20 protein-coding genes and 1 tRNA gene are annotated in these 24,997 nt (G+C 73.9%); 5 read left to right on the top strand and 16 right to left on the bottom strand.

Going from position 1 to position 24,997, the window contains the following annotated elements; genetic code table 11:
- Positions 1-30: 30 nt before the first annotated feature.
- Together CHF15_RS23245 and CHF15_RS23240 are read left to right on the top strand one after the other, a co-directional pair.
- Complete coding sequence (locus tag CHF15_RS23245) at positions 31-657, top strand: winged helix-turn-helix domain-containing protein (RefSeq protein WP_089225803.1); 627 nt, start codon at positions 31-33, stop codon at positions 655-657.
- A 24-nt stretch (positions 658-681) separates the two neighbouring features.
- Positions 682-1,971 (top strand): MFS transporter, encoded by a 1,290-nt coding sequence (locus CHF15_RS23240; RefSeq protein WP_089225802.1) that lies wholly within the window; start codon positions 682-684, stop codon positions 1,969-1,971.
- A gap of 7 nt (positions 1,972-1,978) precedes the next feature.
- On the opposite strand, the gene CHF15_RS23235 is transcribed toward CHF15_RS23240, so the two are convergent.
- The 6 genes from CHF15_RS23235 to CHF15_RS23210 all read right to left on the bottom strand — a co-directional run bounded on the left by CHF15_RS23235 (position 1,979) and on the right by CHF15_RS23210 (position 8,400).
- Positions 1,979-2,767, bottom strand: coding sequence for a S16 family serine protease (locus CHF15_RS23235; RefSeq protein WP_089225801.1), 789 nt, complete (start codon positions 2,765-2,767; stop codon positions 1,979-1,981).
- 70 nt (positions 2,768-2,837) lie between these two features.
- Entirely contained in the window at positions 2,838-3,503 is a 666-nt protein-coding gene (locus CHF15_RS23230) for an IclR family transcriptional regulator (protein WP_018564058.1), read from the bottom strand.
- Positions 3,504-3,831: 328 nt separating this feature from the next.
- Positions 3,832-5,640 (bottom strand): DEAD/DEAH box helicase, encoded by a 1,809-nt coding sequence (locus tag CHF15_RS23225; protein WP_089225955.1) that lies wholly within the window; start codon positions 5,638-5,640, stop codon positions 3,832-3,834.
- 769 nt (positions 5,641-6,409) lie between these two features.
- Positions 6,410-6,799, bottom strand: coding sequence for a type II toxin-antitoxin system death-on-curing family toxin (locus CHF15_RS23220; protein WP_245938997.1), 390 nt, complete (start codon positions 6,797-6,799; stop codon positions 6,410-6,412).
- A gap of 1 nt (position 6,800) precedes the next feature.
- Entirely contained in the window at positions 6,801-7,001 is a 201-nt protein-coding gene (locus tag CHF15_RS23215; RefSeq protein WP_089225800.1) for a hypothetical protein, read from the bottom strand.
- A 31-nt stretch (positions 7,002-7,032) separates the two neighbouring features.
- Positions 7,033-8,400: an MFS transporter gene (locus CHF15_RS23210; protein WP_245939008.1), complete on the bottom strand. Its 1,368-nt coding sequence runs from the start codon at positions 8,398-8,400 to the stop codon at positions 7,033-7,035.
- Positions 8,401-8,545: 145 nt separating this feature from the next.
- Between CHF15_RS23210 and CHF15_RS23205 the strand changes: the two genes are divergently transcribed.
- Together CHF15_RS23205 and CHF15_RS23200 are read left to right on the top strand one after the other, a co-directional pair.
- Positions 8,546-9,406, top strand: a complete 861-nt coding sequence (locus CHF15_RS23205; protein WP_089225798.1) for an alpha/beta fold hydrolase — start codon at positions 8,546-8,548, stop codon at positions 9,404-9,406.
- Positions 9,407-9,497: 91 nt separating this feature from the next.
- Positions 9,498-9,569 (top strand) — tRNA-Cys (locus CHF15_RS23200).
- Between the two features lie 56 nt (positions 9,570-9,625).
- Here CHF15_RS23200 and CHF15_RS23195 read toward each other — a convergent pair.
- The 7 genes from CHF15_RS23195 to CHF15_RS23165 all read right to left on the bottom strand — a co-directional run bounded on the left by CHF15_RS23195 (position 9,626) and on the right by CHF15_RS23165 (position 18,379).
- Positions 9,626-11,962 (bottom strand): xanthine dehydrogenase family protein molybdopterin-binding subunit, encoded by a 2,337-nt coding sequence (locus tag CHF15_RS23195; protein WP_089225797.1) that lies wholly within the window; start codon positions 11,960-11,962, stop codon positions 9,626-9,628.
- A gap of 61 nt (positions 11,963-12,023) precedes the next feature.
- Complete coding sequence (locus CHF15_RS23190) at positions 12,024-13,388, bottom strand: (2Fe-2S)-binding protein (protein WP_089225796.1); 1,365 nt, start codon at positions 13,386-13,388, stop codon at positions 12,024-12,026.
- Positions 13,385-14,278: an FAD binding domain-containing protein gene (locus CHF15_RS23185; RefSeq protein ID WP_089225795.1), complete on the bottom strand. Its 894-nt coding sequence runs from the start codon at positions 14,276-14,278 to the stop codon at positions 13,385-13,387. Before CHF15_RS23185 ends, CHF15_RS23190 begins: the two co-directional genes overlap by 4 nt.
- A 261-nt stretch (positions 14,279-14,539) precedes the next feature.
- Positions 14,540-16,171 (bottom strand): beta-N-acetylhexosaminidase, encoded by a 1,632-nt coding sequence (locus tag CHF15_RS23180; protein WP_089225794.1) that lies wholly within the window; start codon positions 16,169-16,171, stop codon positions 14,540-14,542.
- Positions 16,172-16,276: 105 nt separating this feature from the next.
- Complete coding sequence (locus CHF15_RS44460) at positions 16,277-17,440, bottom strand: hypothetical protein (protein ID WP_089225793.1); 1,164 nt, start codon at positions 17,438-17,440, stop codon at positions 16,277-16,279.
- A 67-nt stretch (positions 17,441-17,507) separates the two neighbouring features.
- Positions 17,508-17,789, bottom strand: a complete 282-nt coding sequence (locus tag CHF15_RS23170) for a DUF3039 domain-containing protein (RefSeq protein WP_089225792.1) — start codon at positions 17,787-17,789, stop codon at positions 17,508-17,510.
- Positions 17,790-17,800: 11 nt separating this feature from the next.
- A complete protein-coding gene (locus tag CHF15_RS23165; protein ID WP_089225791.1) occupies positions 17,801-18,379 on the bottom strand; it encodes a YqgE/AlgH family protein in 579 nt (192 codons plus the stop codon).
- Positions 18,380-18,632: 253 nt separating this feature from the next.
- On the opposite strand from CHF15_RS23165, the gene murA reads away from it, so the two are divergent.
- Complete coding sequence (gene murA / locus CHF15_RS23160) at positions 18,633-19,967, top strand: UDP-N-acetylglucosamine 1-carboxyvinyltransferase (protein ID WP_089225790.1); 1,335 nt, start codon at positions 18,633-18,635, stop codon at positions 19,965-19,967.
- A gap of 82 nt (positions 19,968-20,049) precedes the next feature.
- On the opposite strand, the gene CHF15_RS23155 is transcribed toward murA, so the two are convergent.
- From CHF15_RS23155 to CHF15_RS23145, 3 genes are all read right to left on the bottom strand, one after another.
- Positions 20,050-20,331, bottom strand: a complete 282-nt coding sequence (locus CHF15_RS23155) for an HU family DNA-binding protein (protein WP_018564081.1) — start codon at positions 20,329-20,331, stop codon at positions 20,050-20,052.
- A 198-nt stretch (positions 20,332-20,529) separates the two neighbouring features.
- Complete coding sequence (locus tag CHF15_RS23150) at positions 20,530-21,951, bottom strand: NAD-dependent malic enzyme (RefSeq protein WP_089225789.1); 1,422 nt, start codon at positions 21,949-21,951, stop codon at positions 20,530-20,532.
- A 353-nt stretch (positions 21,952-22,304) separates the two neighbouring features.
- Positions 22,305-24,578, bottom strand: coding sequence for a UvrD-helicase domain-containing protein (locus CHF15_RS23145; RefSeq protein ID WP_179279925.1), 2,274 nt, complete (start codon positions 24,576-24,578; stop codon positions 22,305-22,307).
- Between the last annotated feature and the right edge of the window lie 419 nt (positions 24,579-24,997).

The raw sequence follows: 24,997 nt of genomic DNA, 5'->3' as shown, positions 1-24,997 counted from the left end.
AGAAGTCTTTGCACGCTCTACGGTGAATCCGTGCCTGACGAACCCGCCGCCGGCGCGCCCGACCCCGGCGTCATCAGCCTCGACCCGCGGACCCTGCGCGGCCTCGCCCACCCCTTGCGCATCCGGCTGCTCGCCGCGCTGCGCGAGTACGGGCCGGCCACCGCCTCGGGACTGGCGGGCCGGCTCGGCGAATCGAGCGGCGCCACCAGTTACCACCTGCGGCAGCTCGCGGCGTACGGGTTCGTGGAGGAGGACCCGGGACGCGGCACCGCCCGCGAGCGCTGGTGGAAGGCCGCGCACAGCGGCACCCGCTTCAACGCCGCGGGCTTCCTGGCCCACGCCGACCCCGAAGTGCGCGCCGCGATCGGCCTGCTCGGCCGGGAGGTCGCCGCGACCCACGCGGCAGAGCTGGAGACCTGGCTCGCCACCGTCGGCGACTGGCCCGAGGAGTGGCGCCGCAGCTTCGACCTGAGCGACTTCGCCCTGCGGCTCACCCCGGCCGGGGCCCGCGCCCTGCGCGAGGAGCTCCACGCGGTGGTGGAGCGCTACCGGACCCGGCAGGACGCGGAGCCGGAGACAGCCGGGGACACGGCGGAGGCCGGGGAGACCGCGCACGTCCGCGTCCACCTGCACACCTTTCCGCGCGCCGCGGACTGACCGCATCCACCACGGGGGACACAGATGGACACCGGAACCGGCATATCCGGCGGCACCGAGCGGGCCACGGGGCCCGTCCCGACACCCGATCCACGGCCGCTGCGGCTGGTGCTGGCCGCCAACGTCGTGTCGATCAGCGGCAATTCGCTCACCGTGCTCGCCGTCCCGTGGTTCGTGCTGCAGACCACCGGCAGCGCCGCCCGCGCGGGCCTGGCGGCCTTCTGCGCGACCCTGCCGGTCGTGGTCTCCGCGCTCTTCGGCGGACCGGTCATCGACCGCTTCGGGCGGCGCAGGTCCTCGGTCCTGTCGGACGCGGTGTGCGCGGTGGCCGTCGTGGCGATCCCGCTGCTCCACTTCGCGGGCGTGCTGCGGTTCTGGCAGCTGTGCGCGCTGATGGCCGTCAGCGGGCTCTTCCACGGCCCCGGCGAGACCGCGCGCGAGGTGCTGCTGCCCGTACTGGCCGAGCGGGCGGGGACACCGCTGGCGCGCGCCGCGGGCTACTTCGACGGCGCCTCGCGCGGCGCCCGGATGCTCGGCGCCTCGGCCGCCGGCGTGCTGATCGCCGTCCTGGGCGCGGAAACGGTACTGCTGCTGGACGCCGCGACCTTCGCCGTCTCCGCGCTGCTGATCGCCTTCGGCGTCCGCGGGCTGGCGGGCGCCGAGCCCGCCAAGAACGCGGCACCGGTCTCCCTGCGCACCTACCGGGCCGAACTGCGCGAGGGCTACGCCTTCCTGATCCGCTCCCGGCTGCTGCTCGCCATCACCTTGATGGTCATGGTGACCAACGGCCTCGACGCGGGCTGGAGTTCGGTGCTGCTGCCCGTGCACGCCGAACGGGAACTCGGCGGCTCCGTCCAACTCGGGCTGCTGTCGGGCCTCTTCGGGGCAGGTGCGCTCGCCGGGGCGCTGCTGTACGGGGCGCTGGGCCACCGCCTGCCGCGGTGGCCGGTCTACACGCTGTGCTTCCTGTTGTGCGGCGCGCCCCGGTTCCTGGTCGCCGCGTGGGTGCCCGGGTGGGGCGCCCTGGCGGTCACCATGGTGGCGGGCGGCATCGCGGCGGGGGCGCTCAACCCCATCCTGTCGACGGTGACCTTCGAGCACGTACCGGACGAGTTGCGCAGCCGCGTCCTGGGCACCCTGGGCGCGGGGGTGCTGCTGACCACCCCCGTGGGCGGCCTGGCCGCGGGGTACCTGGTGGACGGCGCTGGGCTGACCACGGCGATGCTGGCGGCGGGCGGGGCGTACCTCCTGGCGACGCTGTGCCCGCTGGTCTTCCCCTCCTGGCGCCACATGGACGCCCGGCGGGCCACTTGACCGTGTGCTAGCAGCTGGGGACCTTGCCGCCGCTGTCGAGGGCGACCAGGGCGTCGATCGCACCGTCGAGGGTGGTGACGGGCACCAGTCGCAGCCCCTTGGGGAGTTCGGCCCTGGCGTCGGCGCACTCGGCCTTCGGGACGAGGAAGACGGTCGCGCCGTCGCGGCGGGCGGCCTGCTCCTTGAGCGGGACGCCGCCGACGGGGCCGACCTTGCCACCGGCCGTGATCGTCCCCGTACCGGCGATCCTGCGGCCGCCGGTGAGGTCGCCGCCGCGGCCGTTGCCCTCGATCTTGTCGACGATGCCCAGGCTGAACATCAGGCCGGCGCTGGGCCCGCCGACGTCCGCGAGGTGCAGGGTGACCTTGACGTCCGAGGGGGACAGCCGCAGCTGCCGCAGGGCCGCGGCGGTGGCGTCCTGCTGGGACTCGGTCATCTCCGCCTGATTGTGCTGCTCGATCTCCTTGACGGTGCCGCCCGTCGGGTAGACCGCGTCGCGCGGCATCACGGCCTGGTCCGTGGCGAACCAGGCCTTGAGGACGTCGGTGAAGCGGACGACCGCGTCCGGGTTGGTCGCCGCGATGGTCGTCATCCGCAACTGCCCCGAGGTGTCGCGGGTCTCCTTGCCGGTGACCGTGATCACCGGCTTGCCCTGGTCGTCGCCGAGGACGTCGGCCGTCAGCCCGGGCACGACGATCGAGATCGGCAGCGGCGCGAACAGGGCCACCGCCAGCAGCGCGGCCACGAGCGCGGCGCAGACGACGAGGATCCGGTTCCGGGCGGAGGCGAAAGGCATGGGGTGAATGTAGTTCACGGCGGCGGCCCGGCGTGCCGGGGCCCGGGGCACCCCGGCCCGGCACCGGCCCTCACCGCAGGGCGTCGGCGACCTCCAGTGCCGCCTCGACGACCCGGGGACCCACCCGTTCGGGTATCGCGTCGGCGAGCATCACCACGCCGACGCTGCCCTCGATGCCCGGCACGCCCACCAGCGGGGCCGCCGCGCCGCTCGCCCCGGCCTCCAGCTCGCCGTGGGTGAGCACGTAGCCGGGGCCCTCGGAGCAGCGCGCGTCGGGCTCGTACGGCTGCACGCTGCGTCCGGCGAGGATCGCCCGGCCCGCGGCGCCGCGGTCGAGGGAGTGCCGGAAGCCGGTGCGGTAGGCGACGTGGTAGTCGGTCCAGCTCGGCTCGACGACCGCCACGGCCAGCGCCTCGGTGCCGTCGACCAGGGTGAGGTGGGCGGTGGCGCCGATGTCCTCGGCGAGGGAGCGCAGGGCGGGGAGCGCGGCCTCGCGCAGCAGCGGGTGCACCTGGTGCGCCAGCCGCAGCACGCCGAGGCCGACCCGGGCGCGGCCGCCGAGGTCCCGGCGGACCAGGGAGTGCTGTTCCAGTGTCGCCAGAAGGCGGTAGACCACCGTACGGTTGACGCCCAGCTTCGCCGCCAGCTCCGTGACGGTCAGTCCGTGGTCGGTGTCGGCCAACAGCTTCAGGACCCGCAGGCCCCGATCGAGCGTCTGAGAGGTCTCCGCGGTCACGACGCCCCCTTCTCGTGTGAGTGGCGGCTCATCTCTCACGGCGGGAGCACTGCCGGTCCCGCGGCAGAGCGCGGAGAGGCCACCGGTCTGGCGGTACCGGCTGGCGCCCCGAGGCTGCTCTGCCACGGCGCGTTGCGTGACCGGAACGGTAGCGATGCGTACCGCTCAGCGGAAGACTTCGTCCACAATCCGGTCACGCGACCGGAGCAGCGGAGGCGTTCGACGTAAATCTTCCGCCGAATCACCTCTCTCGCCGCAAGATTCACATCACTGCTGACGGACCATCAGCACCCGGCCCGGACGCCGCCGATGAGGGGCGCGCCGCCGCTCAGCGCATCCGGGTCGCCCACTCCTGGATCTTCTTGATGCGCTCGTTGAGCTGCCCCGCCGTCGCCTCCGCGCTCGGCGGGCCGCCGCACACCCGGCGCAGCTCGTTGTGGATGACACCGTGCGGCTTGCCGCTCTGGTGGTTGTACGCGGAGACCATCGTGTTGAGCCGCTTGCGCAGCTCCAGCAGCTCCTTGTGCGTGACGATCGGGCGCCGCTCGGCGGGGAGTTCCAGCAGGTCCGCCTCTTCGTCCGGCTTCTTCCGGCTGTGCGCGATCTGCCGGGCCTGCCGCCTCTGCAGCAGCAACTGCACCTGGTCCGGCTCCAGGAGGCCCGGAATGCCCAGGTAGTCCTGCTCCTCCGCGCTGCCCGGGTGCGCCTGCATGCCGAACTCGGCGCCGTCGTACAGCACCCGGTCGAAGACGGCGTCGGACTCCAGCGCCTCGAAGGGCAGCATGTCCTGCTCGCCGGTGTCCTCGTCCTGCTGCTTCTCGGCCTCCTCCAGCTCCTTCTCGGACTCCGCGTACGGGTCCTCCTCGCCCTCCTTCTTGGGCTTGTCGAGGGCGTGGTCCCGCTCCACCTCCATCTCGCCCGCGAATTCCAGCAGCATGGGGATGGTCGGCAGGAAGACCGAGGCCGTCTCGCCACGCCGGCGGGACCGCACGAAGCGGCCCACCGCCTGCGCGAAGAACAACGGGGTGGAGATCGTCGTCGCGTAGACCCCGACGGCCAGCCGCGGGACGTCCACGCCCTCCGACACCATGCGGACCGCGACCATCCAGCGGTCGTCGCTCGCGCTGAACTCCTCGATCCGCGAGGACGCCCCGGTGTCGTCGGAGAGCACCACGGTCGCCTTGTGCCCCGTGATCTCCCGGATCAGCTTGGCATACGCGCGGGCCGTGTCCTGGTCGGTGGCGATCACCAGCGCACCGGCGTCCGGGATGGACTTGCGGACCTCCGTCAGCCGCTGGTCGGCGGCGCGCAGCACGTTCGGGATCCACTCGCCGGTCGGCGCCAGCGCGGTCCGCCAGGCCTGCCCGATCGCGTCCCTGGTCATCGGCTCGCCGAGCCGCGCGGAGATCTCGTCGCCGGCCTTGGTGCGCCAGCGCATGTTGCCGCTGTAGGAGAGGAAGATCACAGGGCGCACGACGTGGTCGGCGAGCGCGTTGCCGTAGCCGTAGGTGTAGTCGGCGGAGGACCGGCGGATGCCGTCGTTGCCCTCCTCGTACGTCACGAACGGGATCGGGTTGGTGTCCGACCGGAACGGCGTCCCGGTCAGCGCCAGCCGCCTGGTCGCCGGCTCGAACGCCTCCAGGCACGCCTCGCCCCACGACCGGCTGTCGCCCGCGTGGTGGATCTCGTCCAGGATCACCAGCGTCTTGCGCTGCTCGCAGCGGTTGCGGTGCAGCATCGGGCGTACGCCGACGCCCGCGTAGGTCACCGCGACCCCGTGGTAGTCCTTCCCGACCGGCCCCGCGCTGTACTCGGGGTCCAGCTTGATGCCTATCCGGGCCGCGGCCTCCGCCCACTGCTTCTTCAGGTGCTCGGTGGGGGCGACGACGGTGATCTGCTGCACGAGGTGGTTGTGGAGCAGGTACGAGGCCAGGGTGAGCGCGAACGTCGTCTTGCCGGCGCCGGGGGTCGCCACGGCCAGGAAGTCACGCGGCTGCGTGGCGACATACCGGTCCAGGGCACCCTGCTGCCAGGCACGCAGCTTGCCGGCCGTGCCCCAGGGGGCGCGGCCGGGGAAGGCGGGCGACAGGTGGTGCGAGTGCGAGTTGCTGGCGCTGTGCGGGGCGGTGGTAGTCACGGTCTCCGGTGACGGGTCGGGTACGACAACCGTCACAGCCTACTGGGGTGTGGTCCGTGCCCCGGCCCTCGGCGCGGGCCGGGGGTGCGTCCGTGCGGGCCGCCTGTCGTGTCCGGTACGGCTGCTCGGCTGTCGTCGGCTGTCGCGCCGTCTCGCGCCCTCCGGGCGCAAAGATGCGGGCTGCGGATGGAAGGGCGGGGGCGCTCTGCTCGGCGCGGTGCGGGTGGTGCGTGGCGGATGTCCAGGCTCCGGAGCGGGGCACCTTGCCGGTGGCGTGGGGTCTCGTTGCCGTCCGCGGGTATAGACGGCCGCTTCCACGCCTACTGCCGGTGGTGGGCGCGCCCGCCGTGACCCGCGTCTGCGGATGATTCGAGGTGCTGCCGGGCGGCCCGGCATCGGGGAAGCACCCGCGGACGCCGGTTACGGCGGGCGCGCCACCCACGAAGGGTGGGCATGGCCACCGGCCGTCCATACCCGCGGACGGCGACGAGCCCGGAACCGCACGAACAACCAGCGCCGCTCCGGCGCCTGGACCCCCGCCGCGCACCCACCCGCACACCGCCGACGGGACCCGCCCCCGCCCTCCCATCCGCAGCCGGCGCTTTGCGCCCGCAGGGCGCGAGACGGCGGGAAAACCGAACGACCACGGCCCACCCGTTCACAGTGCGAAACCGGCACCAACCGCGCCGGGCGATCGGGAGGGTGGGGGATGCCCGCCGCAGGCGCGAACAACCCGCACACCCCACCGGCCGCGCAGGCGACCCCGGGTTCAGGCGGTGGCGAGGCGGGTCAGGGCGCGACCGATCGCCGCGGGGGCGGAAACCTCGCCCGCCGCGACCGACACGACCAGGTCGTACGCCGCGTCCTGGTCGGCCGACCGCAGGTCGACCCCGTTCAGCTCCAGGAACACCGCGGCCGCCAGCCACGCCGTCCGCTTGTTCCCGTCGACCAGGGGGTGGTTCGCCGCGATCCCGTGCAGCAGCGCGCCCGCCGCCGCGAAGACGTCGTCGCCGTACGCCTCGACGCCGAACATCCGCGCCCGCGGGCGGTGGACGGCCGACGCGAGCAGCCCGGGCTCGCGCATGGCGGGCGGCTCACCGCCGCAGGCGAGGCGGGCGAGGTCGGTGACCTCGGCGAGGGTGAGGTGGCGCACGGTCACGTCACTCCCCCAGCCTGCGCAGCAGGTCCGCGTGGGCGGCGGCGTAGGCCTCCCCCGCGGCGCGGACGCGCGCGGCCTCGGCCGCCTCGTGGGCCCGCACCGCCGTGCGCACGAACTCCGCGGCGGGCACGCCGTACGCGTCGGCGAGGTCGGCCAGGGACTCCCACTCGGCGTCGGTGAAGACGATGGTCAGCTCTTTCACACTCGGACGGTAGCCCCCCGGCGCGCCCGCCTCACCCGGTTTTCGGGCGGAGCCGTGCCGCGACGCCGACACCCGCGAGGGCGAGGACGGCCATGGGGAGGAGGACGGCCGTGAAGGCGCCCGACGCCCCGCCGAGGGCGGCGAAGACGGTGCCCGCGGCGGCGACGAGGACGACGCTGGACAGGGCGTCGGAGACCTGGAGGGCGGCGGAGTTGGCACCGGCCTCGGAGGGCGCTGAGAGCTTGAAGAGGATGACGCTCAGGGAGGAGATGACCAGGCCCGCGCCGAGGCCGCCCACGGCCCATGCCGCGGCCGCGCTCCAGGCGGGGGCGGCGTCCAGGAGCGGCAGGGCGGCGCCGGCGATCGCGGCGGCCATCAGGAACATGCCGAGGACGACGAGGCGTTCGCGGTGGGGTTCGAGGCGGGGGCGGCCCTGGATCCAGGAGCCGATGCCCCAGGTGACGCCGCCGCTGGCCAGGGAGAGCCCGGCGAGGGTCGGGGACATGTGCCGCTGTGTGACGAGCATCAGCGGGACGAAGCTCTCGGCGCCGAGGAATGTGCCGGAGGCCACACCGCGCAGCAGCACCACGGACGGCAGTCCGCGGGCCGCGCGGAAGGTGCCGCGGGGCAGCAGCCGCAGCGCGGCCGGGACGACGAGCACGGCGCCCGCCGCCGCGAAGACCAGGGACAGCGGCCGCAGGTCCTGCCCGGCGTACTGGAGCAGCCCGGCGCCGGCGGAGACGGCGAGCGCCAGACCGAGCCGGCGCCGGTCGGGGGCCTTGCGGTCGTCCGGCGGCCGCTGCAGGGAGGTGCGGCGCAGCGCGGGCAGGCCGATGAGGAGCGGGAGCACGACGAGCGCGGGGATGGCGAGGAAGACCCAGCGCCAGCCGAACTGCTCGGTGACCGTGCCGGCCACGAGCGGTCCGACGATGGACGGCAGCACCCAGGACGCGGCGAAGGCCGCCATCACCGCGGGCCGCAGCCGTTCGGGGTAGGCGAGGCCGACGACGACGTACAGGGCGACGATGACGAGCCCGCCGCCGATGCCCTGCACGGCGCGTCCCAGCACGAACGGCCACATGGACTGGGCGGTGCCGGAGACGACCAGGCCGGCCGCGAAGGCGCCGATGCCGGCGACGAGCGGTGCCAGCGGGCCGGTGCGGTCGCACCACTGGCCGCTGACGACCATCGCGAAGAGCGAGGTGGTGAAGTAGCCGGAGAAGGCGAAGGCGTACAGCTGCAGACCGTCCAGCTCACGCGCGGCGATGGGCATGGCCGTGCCGACGGCGGTGGCCTCGAAGGCGATGAGCAGGACGACGGAGACCATCGCGAGGGTCAGCGCGCGGTAGCGGCTGCCCAGAACGGTGTCGGTGCCGGTGTCCGGCGCGGCGAGGAGCATGCCTGCATGGCCGGATACCGGCTCGGTGTCTGCGGTGGTCACCACGACAGGGTAAGGGGTCAATCGGCTACTTGCCCCTGGCACCCCGGTCGGCCTTTCGGCCTAGGACCGGGAGAAGGCGGCCGGGGCAGGGAAGGCGTAGGCCATGCCGCACTACACCTCGTACGACGGAAGCCGGCTCGCCTACTCGGACCGGGGCGAGGGGCCCGTACTGCTCGCGCTCGCCGGCGGCCCGGGGCGGGACGCCGCCTATCTGGGCGACCTGGGCGGCCTGGACCGGGGCAGGCGCCTGGTGGTCCCGGACAGCCGGGGCACCGGCGGCAGCCCGCCGGCCGACGACCCGCTCGCCTACTCCTTCCCGCGGCTCGCCCAGGACGTGGAGGCGCTGCGCGGGCACCTGGGCCTGGAGCGCTTCGCGCTGCTCGCGCACGACGCGGCCGCCGCGACCGCGCAGGCCTACGCCGCCGCCTACCCGGAGCGGCTCACCCACCTCGTGCTGGTCACCCCGGGCTCGCGGCTGCAGGGCGAGCTGCCCGACGACGCGCGGGAGATCTTCGAGAGCCGGGTCGCCGAGCCCTGGTGGCCGGAGGCGGTCGCCTCACTCGCCGAGCTGGAGACCGCCGACGACCTCGACCGGGTCCGTACGCTGCTGCTCCAGGTCGCGCCGATGGCGTACGGCCACTGGGACGAGCCCCAGCGCGCCCACGCCGCCGCCGAGGGCGGCCAGTTGCACCCGGTCCCCCGCGCCGGCTTCTGGCAGGGCCTGGACGAGCCGGCCCGGCTCGCCGTGCTGGCCCGGCTGCGCGAGGTGACCTGCCCCGTCCTGGTCCTCACCGGTGACCGCGACGCCGTCACCGGCATGCGCGCGGGCGAGGCCGTCGCGGCCTGCTTCCCGCACGCCCGCCTGCGCCCGCTGCACGCCGTCGGGCACTTCCCGTGGGTGGACGAACCCGAGCTGTTCCGCCCGGTGGTGGAGGAGTTCCTGGCCTCCCCCGGCGGTTCGTGAACGGCGTATGGCAGTCCTGTTGCGGGCCCCCGGGAAGCGTTGACCCCCTCCCGGGGGCCGCGTCTATGGTCGGGGTACGTCGACGACGCAAGGCCGTGTGCCCGAGTGGTTCAGGGGCTCGACTGCAAATCGAGTTACGTGGGTTCGATTCCCGCCACGGCCTCCGCATGAAGGGCCCGGTCCGCACGGACCGGGCCCTTCATCGTGAGTGGCGGTGGGTCAGCCCTGGGGGCGGGCGACCGCGTGCTGGGGTCGGATGGGGAGGCGGCTGACCGGGCGGCCGGTGGCCGCGCGGACGGCGGAGGCGACGGCGGCCGGGGAGACGACGACGGGGACCGCGCTGGCGGCCTTGGCGCCGAAGGGCGCGAGCACGTCGCGTTCCTCGATGAGCCGGACCACGCGGATCGCGGGCGCGTCGAGCGCCGTGGGCAGCGAATAGCCGGTCAGGTTGGGCCGCTTGATGATGCCGCGCGGCGCGCGGAGGTCCTCCATGAGGGCCATGCCGACGCCCTGGCTGACCCCGGCCTCGATGCGGGCGTGCAGCTGCGCGGGGTTGAGGATCCGGCCGACGTCCTGGGCGACGGCCATCTCCACGACCCGGATCGCGCCGAGTTCGATGTCGACGTCCACCACGGCGCGCACGGCGCAGAAGGCGAGACCCACGAAGGCGTCGCCCTGGCCGGTGTCGTCGAGCTTCTCGGTGGGGTGCGGACGGCACTGGGCGGTGGCCCAGAGCTCCTTGCCGGCCAGCTCCTCCTCGACGGTGGTGGAGAGCACGCCGTCGTAGCTGGTGATCTTTCCGTCGGCGATGGTGAGCAGCTCCGCCGACATGCCGAACTTCCCGGCGAGCGGCTGCAGGAGCTGGGTGCGCACCATCTTGGCGGCGCGTTCGACGGCGCCGCCGGAGACCCAGGTGTGGCGGCCGCGGGCGGCGGCGCCGGCCGGGGGCTGGTCGGTGTCGGAGGGCAGCACGCGGACGTCCTCGACGCCGAGGACCTCCTGCACGATCTGCCGGGCGAGGGTGGCGAAGCCCTGGCCGGTGTCGACGGCGGCGCAGATGACGGTGGCGGCGCCGTCGTGGACGCGGACGGTGGCGGTGGAGACCTCGTCGGTGCCCTCGGCGCCGAGCATGTGGACCATGCCGAGCGCGTAGCCCACGCCGCGGCGCACCGCGCCCGGCTCGCCCGCGCCCTCCAGGCCGCCGGGGAGCAGCCATTCGGACTCGTCGTCGTCGACGGGCAGCGGGGGCAGGTCGGTGTCGCGTACGGCCTTGAGCAGTTCGCCGACGGGTGCCGGGCAGGTGACGCTCTGGCCGGTGGGCAGCAGGTCGCCGGTGGCCATGACGTTGCGCATGCGGATCTCGGCCGGGTCCAGGCCGAGTTTGGCGGCGAGCTTGTCCATCTGGCCCTCGTAGGCCGCGCAGACCTGCATCGCGCCCTCGCCCCGGACGTGGCCGGAGGGCGGGTTGTTGGTGCGCACCGCCCAGCCCTCGACGAAGACGTGCGGGACGACGTAGGGGCCGGCGGCGAAGGCCACGGCCGCGGCCAGCGCGTCGGCGGAGGTGTCGGCGTACGCGCCGGCGTCCAGCAGCACCTGGGCCTCGACCTTGACCAGCCGGCCCTCGGCGTCCGCGTGGTGGCGGTAGCGCAGCAGGGTCGGGTGGCGGTGGCTGTGGCTGAGGAAGGACTCCTCGCGGGTGGCCACGAACTTGACCGGGCAGCCGGTCTTCAGCGCGAGCAGCCCGAGGGGGATCTGCACCCCGGAGTCCTCGCGGTCGCCCATCGCGCCGGGCACTCCGGTGACCACGACCTTGACCCGGTCCTGTTCCAGCCCGAAGCAGGCGGCGGCCAGGTCGCGGTCGGTGTGCGGGTCGGTGGAGGCGACGTAGAGCTCCACGCCGCCGTCGGGGCGGGGCACGGCGAGGCCGGCCTCGGCACCGACCGGGGCCGGGTCCTGGCGGCCCACCCGGTACAGGCCCTCGACGATGACCTCGCCGACCGCGTCCGGGTCGCCGAACTGCAGCGGGATGTGCCGGATCAGGTTGCCGTCGGGGTGCAGCGGGGGCGCCGAGAAGGCCCGCTCCGGGTCGATGACGGGCTCCAGGACCTCGTACTCGACGTGGATGGCGGCGGCGGCGAGCCGGGCGGTGTCGGGGTGGTCGGCGGCGACGGCGGCGATGGCCTCGCCGTGGTGCCGGACGGTGTCCTTGGCGAAGACGGGGCGGTCGGCGACGCGCCGCCCGTGCATGGCGTCGCCCGGGACGTCCTCATGGGTCACCACGGCCCGTACGCCGGGCAGCGCGACGGCCTCCGTCGTGTCGACGGACAGGATGCGCGCGTGCGGGTGCGGGGAGCGCAGCACGGCCGCCCACAGCAGGCCCTCGGCCCACAGGTCGGCGGCGTACGGGTACGTGCCCTGGGCCTTGGCGAGGCCGTCGGTGGTGGGCAGGGAGGCGCCGATGCCGTGCGGCTCGGCCTGCTGCTCGTCGGCGCCGGTCGCGACCGGCGTTGGGGTGCCCACGGCCGGGGTGGCCGTCGCGGCGTCGGGGCCCGTCATCGCGCGTACCTTTCGCTGCCGCGAGGGGGGAGGTGGTGCCGGGTCGGGAGGTTCGGGGTGCTCACGCCAGGCCTCCGGAGGAGGGGCGCGGGTGCGGGACGCGGACGCCCTCCGCCAGGTCGCCCGCGGTGTCGTCCGCGGCGCTCTCGGCACTCTCCTCGCGCTCGGCCACGACCTGGCGGACGGCCTCCAGGACCCCCTGGTAGCCGGAGCAGCGGCAGAGGTTGCCGCTGATGGCCTGCCGGGTCTCCAGCTCGGTCGGGCTGTGGTTGCCCTCGAGCAGGTCGTGCACGGTCATCGCCATGCCGGGGATGCAGAAACCGCACTGCACGGCCCCGCACTCGGCGAGCGCGCGCTGGACGTCGGAGGGGCCGCCGTCGGCGGACAGCCCCTCGACGGTGCGGATGTCGCTGCCCGCGGCGGTCGCCGCGGGCACCAGGCAGGAGGCGACGAGACGGCCGTCGACCTTGACCGAGCACGCGCCGCACTCGCCCTGCTCGCAGCCGTCCTTGGCGCCGGCGAGGCCGAGGCGCTCGCGCAGCACGTACAGCAGGGACTCGCCGAGCCAGGCGTCGGTGACGGGCCGGTCGGTGCCGTTGACGTTGAGGACGTAGGAGTCCACCGGGTGCTCGCTGTGCGCGTCCGCACCGGGCTCGTCACCGGGTTCCCCGGCCGCCTCCTCCGGGGCCGGGAACTCCTCCGCCGCGGAGTCCGCCAGGAGGTCCGCGGCGGGCTCGGCCGCCGGCTCGTACGGGTGCGCGAGCTCCTCGCCCCGGGCCGGATCCGGCCGGGGCTCCCCGAAGGCGTCGGAGGGCGCGTCGGCCGGTGCGTAGGCGGGGGCGGGATCGGCGGCGGGCGGGAAGCGGTACTCGCCGGACTCCTCGGCGACGCCGTCCGGGGCCAGCGGCAGCTTCCACTGGCCGGTGGCGTCCGCGGGCAGGGCCCAGCCGCCGTCGGCGGGCCCCGCGTGCGGCACCGGGGGCGCCTGCGGGGCGGCGGGGGCGGTCCAGGGCTGCTGCACCGGGTCGGGGGTGGGGGCGGGCATGAAGGCGCCCACCGAGTACTCGCCGGAGTCGTCGGCGGCGGCGTCCTCGCGCACGACGGGGATCGCCCACGTGGTGGCCGCGTCCTCGCCGGCGGCTGGGGCGGCGGGCGCCTCGGTGTGGGCGACCGTCATCGGCACGGCGGGCGGCTCGGGGGCGTAGCCGTGGCCCGGGGCGGCGAGCGGGTCGGCGCCCGGCTCGGTCATGGACAACTGCGCCGCGAAGGAGACGTGCATGGTCTGGTCGGGGTCGTACTCGCCGTGGGGCAGGGGCTCCCACACCCCGTGTCCCGGGGTGAATCCCCCGCCGTGCGGGGACCCCTCCTGCGGCTGGTCGGTCATGCGCCCGTCCGGTGTCCTGTCGTCGTACACGTCGTCACTCATGCCAGTGCCCTCCCCAGCGCGCGGCGGGCGAGTGCGGCCACCGTACGCCGCAGCTGGACGGCGGCGGGGGGCAGTTCGGGGGCTGCGTTGCCGTCTGCGGCCGGCAGCGGGTCGGGGATGCAGGCGGCGGCCGCGTACTCGCCGAAGGCCGTGAGGGCCTCGGGCGCCAGCGTGCGCTCGCCGTCCCAGTCGATCAGCCCGGCGACCCAGCGTTCGGCCTCGAGCGGCCGCAGCGGCACCGGTGCGACAGCTCCCACCGCGCAGCGTACGCCCCGGCGCGCGGGATCGAGGACGACGGCGACGGACGCGATCGCGCGGCCCGGGCCGGTGCGGCCGGTGGCCTTGAGGAAGGTCTGCGGCGCGTGCAGCAGCGGGACCCTGACGTACGCCAGGACCTCGCCCGGCCGCAGCGGGTCCATGCCGGTGAGCAGGTGGCTGACCGGCAGCTCGCGGTTGCCGTCCGGGCCGGCGACGAGGACGGACGCCTCCAGGGCGGCCAGCACGGGCAGCGAGTCGCCGGTGGGGGCGGCGCCGGCGATGTTGCCGCCGAGCGTGCCCGCGTTGCGGATCTGCGGGGGCCCTGCGGCGCGCGCGGCGGCGGCCAGGGCCGGGATGAGCGCGGCGAAGTCGGGGCGGCCCATGCGGGCGTGGGTGAGGCCGGCGCCGAGCAGCGCCGCGCCGTCGGCGTACTGCCAGCCGCGGATCTCGCTGATCCGCCCGAGACCGACCAGTCCGGCGGGGCGCAGCAGCCCGGAGTTCACGGCCGCCATGAGGTCGGTGCCTCCGGCGACGGGCACGGCGGTGGGCGTGGCGGCCAATGCCGCCACGGCCTCGTCGAGCGAGGTCGGCAACGCCACATTGCGCGCTGCCTGCCGTGCGTACGTGCTCACGCAGCTGCCCCTTCCCCGGCTGTCCGCGGTGCGGTAGCCGTACGGTACGTGCTGACAGCCCGGACGTGGCAACTCTGGCACATCTTCCGGGGTGATCAACGCGAGGGTCGCAAAGGAGAACCCGCCTTCCGGATGGAACTCCGTCCGGTTCGCGGCTTTCTCCAGGTTGCGACGGGAATGGCCTCCTTCGTACGCCTTGCCGTGATCGGCCCCACCACCCTGCCATCTCCCGCGCCGGCCGGCCCCGGGTTGTGGCTGGCCTCACACGATCGGGGGCGGCCCCTCGATCGGGCGTCCGATGACACCCGGACGCCTCTGCCACGGCAGCGGACCGCCCGGCGGCCGGTATTCGACCCCCAGTGCGTCAAGTCGCCCGTAGTGGGTGGACATTCGGGCGGCGAAGCCCTCGTGGTCGCGGACGGCGGGGGCGGGCAGCCGGCTCCAGACCGTCTCGGCGAAGGCGGCGAGCCGCGGGAAGGCCATGTAGTCCACGGCGCGGACCGAATCCATCGTCTCCGTCCAGATGTTGGCCTGCGCGCCGATGACGTGGGCGGCCTCCTCCGCGGTGAGGTCGTCCGGGACGGGCTCGAAGCGGTAGACGTCCTCCAGGGTGCGGACGTGCGCGATCGGCACGGGCTCGTCCTCGCCGTCCGACTGCCGCCAGTCCAGGTAGACCTGGCTCTCCGGGCACATCACGACGTCGTGCCCGGCCCTGGCCGCGGCGATCCCGCCCGCGTAGCCGCGCCAGGAGGAGACGGCGGCGCCCTCGGCCAGTCCGCCCTCCAGGATCTCGTCCCAGCCGATGAGCCGGCGGCCGCGACCGCTCAGCCAGGTGTCGAAGTGCCGGACGAACCAGCTCTGCAACTCGTCCTCGTCGCGCAGCCCCAGCTCCTTGATGCGGGCCTGGACGGTGGCCGAGGCGCACCACTGGTCCTTGGGGCACTCGTCGCCGCCGATGTGGACGAACTCCGAGGGGAAGACCTCCAGGAGTTCGTCGAGGACGTTCTCGTAGAAGCGCACGGTGGCCTCGGTGGGCGCCAGCACGTTCGGGTTGATGCCCCAACCGGTGAGCACCGGCAGGGCGCCGGTGTCCACCACGTCCGCGTTGCCCAGTTCCGGGTAGGCGGCGATGGCGGCCTGCGAGTGGCCGGGGACGTCGATCTCGGGCACGACCGTGACGTGCCGCTCGGCCGCGTACGCCACGATCTCGCGCAGGTCGTCCTGGGTGTAGTAGCCGCCGTGCGGGCGCTCGTCCCACAGCGGGGACTCCCGCAGCCCGACCTTGGTCCGGGTGCGCCAGGCGCCGACCTCGGTCAGGCGCGGATAGCGGCGGATCTCCACCCGCCAGCCCTGGTCGTCGGTCAGGTGCAGGTGGAGCACGTTCAGTTTGTGCGCGGCCAGCAGGTCGACATAGCGCAGGACGACGTCCTTGGGCATGAAGTGCCGTGCCACGTCCAGGAGTACGCCGCGCCATCCGAAGCGCGGGGCGTCCTCGACGGAGCAGTGCGGCAGACGCCAGGAGCGGCCCGGCAGCGGCGCGCGGCGGAAGGCGTCGGCACCGAGCAACTGCCGTACGGTCTGGGCGCCCCAGAACACCCCCGCCGCTCCCCCGCCCGCGATGCGCACGCCGTCCGCGGCCGACACCGTCACACGGTGGCCCTCCGCTCCGAGGCGCTCGGCCACGTCCGGGTCGAGGCGGAGCGTGATCGTGCCGGGCGTGCCCGCGGGCGGCGGGGGCAGCGGGAGACCGGTGGCGGCGCCGACCGTGGCGCGCAACCAGCGCGCGGTCCCTTCGGTGCCGGGGCCGGCGTCCAGGGTGGTGCCGGGGCCGAGGTCCACATGACCGCCGTCGGCGTGCCGGTGCGCCTCGACGGGCGCCGGGATGAGGTCCATGGCGACCATCCTGCCGCCCTCACGGCAACTGGAATAGACCAATCGCCGCCTCTTTCCGGCCCTGTTCCGGCCGGGCGCGGGACCGCCCCGTCCGCCGGGCCGCCCTCAGCCGGCCGCCCGGCGGGCCCGGTTCAGCGCGAGGACGGGGATCAGCATGCCGACGACGCACCACAGGACGTGCGCCACGGTCACCGCGGACCACAGGGCCGTGGAGGCGGCCCCGGCCACGTACAGCGCCACGACGGTGCCGACGAGGGCGGCGACGGCGGTCAGTTGGAGGACGGCGTGCCGGCTGGGCAGGAAGTCGCGCTGCAGGAAGGCGTCGCCGTACCACCAGCGCACCGCGCGGGCGGCGGCCAGCAGCACCGCGACGGCGGCCGCCGCGACGCCCAGGACGGCCGGAAGCGGCCACGGGGTGCCGTCGGCCGCGGAGGCGGCCGCCAGGCCGGTGGCGGCGAACGGGAGCACGGGCAGCCAGGCCCCCGTGGTGAGGGCCGCGGCACGGGCGCGCGCCGGGTCCCCGTTCAGTTCGGCCCGGGCCAGGGCGCGTACGGTCTGCAGCCGCCCCCGGCCGGTGCTCCCCGAGCGGCGGGCCTGCAGCAGCCACAGCGCGCCCGCCAGCGCGGTCAGGACGGCCACCCCGCCGGCCAGCACCCAGGGGTCGGCGAACAGCACCAGCACGACCACGAGCAGCGCGGGCACGACCCGCGGCCACCGGCGCCGCCCCGCCACGTCGCCGGGCGAGGCGCCGAGCTCCAGCGCCCGGGCGACGACCGTGCGGCGTTCGGCCCGGGCGGCCGGCCGGAGCGAGAGGTCCAGCGCCCGTGCGAGCGCGACGTGCGCCTCGGCCTCGCGCGGCGCGATCAGGACCGCCCGCCGGGCGGCGGCGACCGCCTCGGGACGGCGGGAGAGCATCCGGCAGGAGTCGGCGACCAGCACCTGGGCGCGCCACTCGCGGGGATCGGCGGCGGCGACCCGCCGCCCGAGCCCGAGGGCGGCGTGCGCGTCACCGAGCATCAGCAGGACGAGCCCGGCCAGCAGCGGTGGATCGGGGTCGCCGGGCTCCGCGTGCGCCAGCGCCCAGTCGACGGCCTCCCGGGCCCGGTCGGCCCGCTGCTCGTACGCGAAGACCCTGGCCCGTACGAGGTAGCCGAAGCTGCCGTTGCGGGCGACGAAGGCGTCGTCGACGAGAGAGTGCGCCATCTCGAAGCGCCCCCGCTCGCACAGCCCGAAGACCCGGTCCGCCGTGACGGCGTCGTCCTGCGCCATGTCCCCCCGAACGCGCGAGGTACGGCCGCAGTGCCGCGGCCGTACCTGCCGGGTGCCGTGGCGGCTGCTACTTGCCGCCCTTGTCCTTGTCCCCGCCACCGGTGGGCATGGATTCGAAGATCTCCTTGCACATCGGGCAGACGGGGTACTTCTTGGGGTCCCGTCCGGGCACCCAGACCTTGCCGCACAGCGCGACCACCGGCGATCCGGAGAGCGCGCTCTCCATGATCTTGTCCTTCTGAACGTAGTGCGCGAAGCGCTCGTGGTCGCCATCGCCTTGCGACACCTGCGGGGTCGGCTCGACGAGGGTGCCGGTGCCCGCCCCGCGCTCGGGCTCGAGAGTGCTCATGGCACGCAAGCCTAATTCAGAGACGGATCGTCCGGATACGTCGCGACCATCGCGAGTTCGCTGCGCTGCCTGCGCAGCACGGACCGCCACAGCTGGTCCGGGTCCGGGGAGAAGACGTCCCCCGGTTCCGACTCCACCACGTACCAGGCACCCTCGACGAGCTCGTCCTCCAGCTGGCCGGGCCCCCATCCGGCGTACCCGGCGAAGATGCGCAGGGAGCCCAGCTCGGCCGCGAGCAGCTCCGGCGGCGCCTCCAGGTCCACCAGGCCGATCGCGCCGAACACCCGGCGCCAGCCGAGCGGCTCCGCGTCCTCGCCGTCCCGCGGCTCACCGGGCACCACGGCCAGGCCCAGCGCGGAGTCCAGCGAGACGGGCCCGCCCTGGAAGACGACCTGCGGCGCGCCCGCCAGACCGGCCCACGGCTCCAGGACGTCGCCGACCCCGACGGGTGTGGGACGGTTGAGCACGACGCCGAGCGACCCCTCCTCGTCGTGGTCGAGGAGGAGCACCACCGCCCGGTCGAAGTTCGGGTCCGCGAGCGCGGGCGTCGCGACGAGCAGTCTGCCGGTGAGCGATGACACTTCGGTCATGGTCAACATAATCCCGCATTCCGCCGCCGCGCGGGGTGGCAACTGCGCCCTTTTCCCCGCAGAGGGTCGTACGGGGGCCGCCGATTCGGCCACTCTCCGGAATCACGCGAACGCGGAGGGTGCTGTAGCGAAGCCATTACATGAGTGGGACCTCACAGGCCTCTTCCAGTCGCCGGAAGGCCGATTACCATTTCTCCTTGGTGCCTGCGGGGACCGAGCTTTCTTTCTGCCCGTCTCCAGGATCGCGAGAGCAATGACCGGCCTTAACGACGTACTGCTTGTCCACGGTGGCACCCCCCTCGAGGGAGAGATCCACGTCCGCGGCGCGAAGAACCTTGTGCCCAAGGCGATGGTGGCCGCGCTGCTGGGCAGCGAGCCCAGCCGGCTGCGCAACGTGCCCGACATCCGCGACGTGCGGGTGGTGCGGGGTCTTCTGCAGCTGCACGGGGTGACGGTGCAGGCCGGCGACGAGTCCGGGGAACTGGTGCTCGACCCGTCGAAGGTGGAGAGCGCGAACGTCGCCGACATCGACGCGCACGCGGGCTCCTCGCGGATCCCGATCCTCTTCTGCGGCCCGCTGCTGCACCGCCTCGGCCACGCCTTCATCCCGGGTCTGGGCGGCTGCGACATCGGCGGCCGCCCGATCGACTTCCACTTCGACGTGCTGCGCAAGTTCGGCGCGGTGATCGAGAAGCGCCCCGAGGGCCAGTACCTCGAGGCTCCGCAGCGCCTGCGCGGCTGCAAGATCGAACTCCCGTACCCGTCGGTCGGCGCGACCGAGCAGGTGCTGCTGACGGCCGTCCTGGCCGAGGGCGTCACCGAGCTGAGCAACGCCGCGATCGAGCCGGAGATCGAGGACCTCATCTGCGTCCTGCAGAAGATGGGTGCCATCATCACGATGGGCACCAACCGCACCATCCACATCACCGGCGTGGACAAGCTCGGCGGCTACAACCACCGCGCCCTCCCGGACCGCCTGGAGTCCGCCTCCTGGGCCTGCGCGGCCCTGGCCACCGAGGGCAACGTCTACGTCCGCGGCGCCAGCCAGCGCGAGATGATGACCTTCCTCAACGTCTTCCGCAAGGTGGGCGGCGCGTTCGAGGTCGACGAGGACGGCATCCGCTTCTGGCACCCCGGCGGCCCGCTGAACGCCATCGCCCTGGAGACGGACGTCCACCCCGGCTTCCAGACCGACTGGCAGCAGCCCCTGGTCGTGGCCCTCACGCAGGCCTCGGGCCTGTCCATCGTCCACGAGACGGTCTACGAGTCCCGGCTGGGCTTCACCTCGGCGCTCAACCAGATGGGTGCCCACATCCAGCTCTACCGCGAGTGCCTGGGCGGCACCCCCTGCCGCTTCGGCCAGCGCAACTTCCTGCACTCGGCGGTCGTCAGCGGCCCCACCAAGCTGCAGGGCGCCGACCTGGTCATCCCCGACCTGCGCGGCGGCTTCTCGTACCTCATCGCGGCCCTGGCGGCGCAGGGCACCTCCCGGGTGCACGGCATCGACCTGATCAACCGCGGCTACGAGAACTTCATGCAGAAGCTGGAGAAGCTCGGCGCCAAGGTCGAGCTGCCCAGCACGGACTGACCCGGCGCCCGGCCCGGAGCACACGAAAGGGCGGCCTCCCCGCGGGGAGGCCGCCCTTTCACATGTCGCGGTAGTCGCGGAATTACTTGCCCTTGGCGGCTTCCTTGAGCTTCGAGCCCGCGGAGACCTTCACGCTGTAACCGGCCGGGATCTGGATCGGGTCACCGGTCTGCGGGTTGCGCGCGGTGCGCGCGGCACGGTGGCTGCGCTCGAAGGTGAGGAAGCCGGGGATGGTGACCTTCTCGTCGCCCTTGGCGACGATCTCGCCGACGACCTCGGCGAACGCGGCCAGAACGGCGTCGGCGTCCTTGCGGGTCACCTCGGCGCGCTCGGACAGCGCGGCCACCAGCTCACTGCGGTTCATCTAAGTACTCCTTGCATGGAAACCCCCAACGTCGACCGTCGGGGAAGACGCATTGTGAAGACGCTCATCGCGCTTCTGCGGTGCGGCCCTCACCGCCCAGGTACGCATCCTGCCCCTATTTCTGGGGGAAACGCCAATCCGGCACCCGGGAGAGTCACACAAAAAGCGGGTCGCGTACGGCCCGATGACGCTCCGTCGTCATGACGTCGCGGTGAGGCCCTGTGCCTTCGCGGCCTCGCGGACGGCGCCGGCGACGGCGCCCGCGACCTTGTCGTTGAAGACGCTCGGGATGATGTAGTTCGGGTTGAGCTCGTCCTCGGTGACGACGTCCGCGAGGGCGGTCGCCGCCGCGAGCATCATCTCGGTGTTCACCGTCCGGCTCTGGGCGTCCAGCAGGCCGCGGAAGACACCCGGGAAGACCAGCACGTTGTTGATCTGGTTCGGGAAGTCGCTGCGGCCCGTGGCGACCACCGCGGCGGTCTCCCGGGCGACCGCCGGGTCCACCTCGGGGTCGGGGTTGGCCAGGGCGAAGACGATGGCGCCGTCGGCCATGGCCGCGACGTCCTCGCCGTCCAGGACGTTGGGGGCGGAGACGCCGATGAAGACGTCCGCGCCGCGCACCGCCTCCTTCAGGGTCCCGGTGATCTCCTCCGGGTTGGTGTTGTCGGCGATCCAGCGCAGTGCCGACCCGGGACCGGCCGCGACCAGGTCCTCCCGGCCGCTGTGCACGACACCGTGGATGTCGGCCACGACCGCGTGCTTGACGCCCGCCGCGAGCAGCAGCTTGAGGATGGCCGTGCCTGCCGCGCCCGCGCCCGACATGACGACCTTGACGTCGCCGACCTGCTTGCCGACCACGCGCAGCGCGTTGGTCAGCGCGGCGAGCACCACGATGGCGGTGCCGTGCTGGTCGTCGTGGAAGACCGGGATGTCCAGGGCCTCGCGCAGCCGGGCCTCGATCTCGAAGCAGCGGGGCGCCGAGATGTCCTCCAGGTTGATGCCGGCGAAGCCGGGGGCGATCGCCTTGACGATCTCCACGATCGCGTCGGTGTCCTGGGTGTCCAGGCAGATCGGCCAGGCGTCGATGCCCGCGAAGCGCTTGAAGAGCGCCGCCTTGCCCTCCATGACCGGCAGCGCGGCCTTCGGCCCGATGTTGCCGAGGCCCAGCACGGCCGAGCCGTCGGTGACCACCGCGACGCTGTTGCGCTTGATGGTCAGCCGGCGGGCGTCCTCGGGGTTCTTGGCGATCGCCATGCAGACCCGGGCCACACCGGGGGTGTAGACCATGGAGAGGTCGTCGCGGTTGCGGATGGGGTGCTTGGACGCCATCTCGATCTTGCCGCCGAGGTGCATCAGGAACGTACGGTCGGAGACCTTGCCGATCGCCACGCCCTCGATCTGCGCCAGCTTGGCGACGATCTCGTCCGCGTGCGCGGTGGACGTGGCCGCGATCGTCACGTCGATCCGCAGCTTCTCGTGGCCGGAAGCGGTCACGTCGAGGCCGTGGACCGCGCCACCGGAGGCCTCCACGGCCGTGGTGAGCTGGCTGACCGCGGATCCGCTCGCGGGCACCTCCAGCCGCACCGTGATTGAGTACGAGACGCTCGGCGCCGTTGCCATGGCCGCTGTTCCTCCGCTGTAGCTGCTTTGTGCGCCCTCGATGCTGCCACCTACTGGTGGGTACGCGTAAACCCGGGGGCCTACAACAGAATGTCGAGTAGCGATGTGGGTCAACGGAAGCTTGCGTGCTTAATGTTCCCCCGACCGCCACCGGAACGGCGCACACAGACGGAATGACAATCGCGGATCGTTTGTTAGCCTGGGTGAGGCACCGGCTCGATCCAAGCCCCCGGGCCCAACCTTAGGCGCTTCGAGCGCCCACTTGCCGCGAGGCGAGCATGGCGGGTCGGTGTCGTATACGTCCGGCGGGGCGCCCCTCCCAGAGGGGCGCCCCGCCGTCGTTCCGGGACGGGTCAGTCCCGCAGCAGGTCCGGGACGCCGGCGGCGTCCGGCAGGTCGCGCGGGCCGGAGAGCACCGTCAGCCGCTGGGTGGCGCGGGTCAGCGCCACGTACAGCACCCGCAGCCCCGCCGGGGACTCGTCCGCGATCTCCGCGGGCGAGACGACCAGCGTCGCGTCGTACTCCAGGCCCTTGGCCTCCAGGCTGCCCAGGGCCACGACGCGCTCGCCCAGCCCCGCCAGCCAGCGCCTGGCCTCCTCCCGGCGGCCCATGGCCACGACCACGCCCACCGTCCCCTCGACCTCGTCCAGCAGCCGCTCCGCCTCCGCGCGGACCGCCTCGCCGGGACTCCCGTCGCCGGCCGCCGCGAACCGGGGCACCAGCCCCGTGGAGCGCACCGCGCGCGGCGCCTCGCTGCCCGGCATGGCCAGCGCCAGCACCTTCGCCGCCAGGTCGGCGATCTCGGCCGGGTTGCGGTAGTTCACGGTGAGCGTGAAGCGGCGGCGCGGACGCGTGCCCAGGGCCTCGTCACGGGCCAGGGCCGCCTCGTCGGGGTCGGTCCAGGAGCTCTGCGCGGGGTCGCCGACCACCGTCCAGGTCGCGGCACGGCCGCGGCGGCCCACCATGCGCCACTGCATCGGGGTGAGGTCCTGCGCCTCGTCGACGATCACGTGCGCGTACTCGGTGCGCTCCGCGTCCAGCCGGTCCTGCCGGCTGCGCCGACCGCCCGCCATCCGGTCGGCGAAGGTGGTGACCTCCTCCAGTCCGGTCAGCTGGTCCAGCGGGTCCGCGTCGCGGGTGCGCACCTTCGGCGGCGGGCCCAGCAGGGCCTCCAGCTCGTCGAGCATCGCCACGTCGTGCACGGACAACGCGCCGTTGCCCCCGACGTCCAGCCGGCGCAGCGAGCGCGCCACCCGGCGCACCTCGGGCGGCGACAGGATCCGCCGCGACCAGCGCCCCAGCCGCTTCTCGTCGGAGAGCGCCGCCAGCACCCCGCGCGGGGTCAGCACCGGCCACCAGGCGGCCAGGAAGTCCACGAACTCCTGCTCGGTGGAGATGTCCTCGTCGAAGCCCTGCCGCTCCTCGGCGGCCAGCTCCGGATCGTCGAAGCGGCGGCCGGCCTTGCGCCACAGCGCGTCCAGCAGCAGACGGCGGGCCCGGGGCCGCAGCAGGTTCACCGGCGTCGTCCCGCCCAGCACGGCGTGCCGGATCCCGGACAGTTCCTCGGCCTCCAGTTCCAGCCGCCGTCCGAACGCCACCACCCGCAGCCGGTCCGGGCACCGCGCCGAACCGGCACCGTACTCCAGCACCCCTCGGGCGGCCCGCCGCAGCACCTTCAGCATCCGCAGCGAGCCCTTGATCCGGGCGACCGCCGGATCGTCGTACGTGGTCGCCTCGGCGCCGTCCACGAGCGAGCCCACGGCGCGGATCGCGACCTGGCCCTCCTCGCCCAGCGAGGGCAGCACGCCCTCGGTGTACGCGACCAGCAGCGGCGTCGGGCTGACCACCAGGATCCCGCCCGCGTACCGGCGCCGGTCCTGGTACAGCAGGTACGCCGCCCGGTGCAGGGCCACCGCCGTCTTCCCCGTGCCGGGCCCGCCGGCCACCTCGGTGACCGACGCCGCGGGCGCCCGGATCACCTCGTCCTGCTCGGCCTGGATGCTGGAGACGATGTCCCGCATCGTGTGGCTGCGCGCCTGGCCCAGCGCGGCCATGAGCGCGCCGTCCCCCACCACGGGCAGACCCGTCGTCAGCTCCGGGCGCAGCAGGTCGTCCTCGACGCCCAGCACCTTGCGGCCCTTGGAGCGGATGACGCGCCGCCGCACCACCCGGCCGGGCGCGACCGGGGTCGCCCGGTAGAACGGCGCCGCCGCGGGGGCCCGCCAGTCGATCACCAGCGGCGCGTAGTCCGCGTCCAGCACGCCGAGCCGGCCGATGTGCAGGGTCTCGGCGATCGCCGCCGTCCCGTCGGGCCGGATCGCGTCCTCGGCGGGCTCCACGGAGGTGTACGCACCGTCCGGGCCCTTCTTGCCGTCCTCGCCCAGGAGCAGATCGATCCGGCCGAAGAGGAAGTCCTCGAACTCCGAGTTCAGCCGGTTCAGGTGCAGCCCCGCCCGGAAAACCTGTGCGTCGCGCTCCGCGAGCGCGCCCGGCGTCCCGACCTGGCCGCGTTTGACTGCGTCGTCCATCAGGAACTCGGCCTCGTGGATCTTCTCCTCGAGCCGGTCGTACACCCGGTCCAGATGCGTCTGCTCGACCGCGATCTCCGTGTCCCGGACCGCTGCCACGCAGGACCCCCTTCTTGTTCTTCGGTACGTCACGCGCAGCGCGCGCCGCCCCGGCGAACGGGGCAGCCTGTCACCGTACGCCAACCAGGCGTTTCCCGCCCACTCGGCAAGTGCCTTCCCGAAGGGTCCGGGGTACCCCGTGTCGCCGTGTGCGGGCCGTTTGTGGTTGCGGTCGGGGGTTTCCCCGCCCTCCCGCCCGATTGCCCGGCGGGGTTGGTGCGGGCCTCGCGCGGTTCGTGGTGGGCCGGGGTCGGGGCCTCTGGGGCTGGGCATTCTGTACCGCATATTTATGTGCATGGCGGGCGGTCCAGGTCGGACCCCGGATGCCGCACAACAAATACACGTCAGCGTCCAGAACGCCCACCCTCCCCCAGCCTTCGGCCGGGGGTGCCCCCAACTCCCCCGCCCCCTCCGTATCG

Origin of the sequence: Actinacidiphila glaucinigra (genome assembly GCF_900188405.1) — a bacterium.
Taxonomy (GTDB): domain Bacteria; phylum Actinomycetota; class Actinomycetes; order Streptomycetales; family Streptomycetaceae; genus Actinacidiphila; species Actinacidiphila glaucinigra.
Note: the sequence above shows the minus strand (reverse complement) of the source record. Positions and strands in the feature narration are given on the sequence as shown.

Coding starts and splice junctions, on each gene's coding strand:
- murA (WP_089225790.1), top strand. CDS start 18,633: ATGACCGGCCTTAACGACGTACTGCTTGTCCACGGTGGCACCCCCCTC.
- CHF15_RS23150 (WP_089225789.1), bottom strand. CDS start 21,951: ATGGCAACGGCGCCGAGCGTCTCGTACTCAATCACGGTGCGGCTGGAG.
- CHF15_RS23240 (WP_089225802.1), top strand. CDS start 682: ATGGACACCGGAACCGGCATATCCGGCGGCACCGAGCGGGCCACGGGG.
- CHF15_RS44460 (WP_089225793.1), bottom strand. CDS start 17,440: ATGGCGCAGGACGACGCCGTCACGGCGGACCGGGTCTTCGGGCTGTGC.
- CHF15_RS23195 (WP_089225797.1), bottom strand. CDS start 11,962: ATGACGGGCCCCGACGCCGCGACGGCCACCCCGGCCGTGGGCACCCCA.
- CHF15_RS23210 (WP_245939008.1), bottom strand. CDS start 8,400: ATGCTCCTCGCCGCGCCGGACACCGGCACCGACACCGTTCTGGGCAGC.
- CHF15_RS23205 (WP_089225798.1), top strand. CDS start 8,546: ATGCCGCACTACACCTCGTACGACGGAAGCCGGCTCGCCTACTCGGAC.
- CHF15_RS23165 (WP_089225791.1), bottom strand. CDS start 18,379: ATGACCGAAGTGTCATCGCTCACCGGCAGACTGCTCGTCGCGACGCCC.
- CHF15_RS23170 (WP_089225792.1), bottom strand. CDS start 17,789: ATGAGCACTCTCGAGCCCGAGCGCGGGGCGGGCACCGGCACCCTCGTC.
- CHF15_RS23155 (WP_018564081.1), bottom strand. CDS start 20,331: ATGAACCGCAGTGAGCTGGTGGCCGCGCTGTCCGAGCGCGCCGAGGTG.
- CHF15_RS23235 (WP_089225801.1), bottom strand. CDS start 2,767: ATGCCTTTCGCCTCCGCCCGGAACCGGATCCTCGTCGTCTGCGCCGCG.
- CHF15_RS23180 (WP_089225794.1), bottom strand. CDS start 16,171: ATGGACCTCATCCCGGCGCCCGTCGAGGCGCACCGGCACGCCGACGGC.
- CHF15_RS23190 (WP_089225796.1), bottom strand. CDS start 13,388: ATGAGTGACGACGTGTACGACGACAGGACACCGGACGGGCGCATGACC.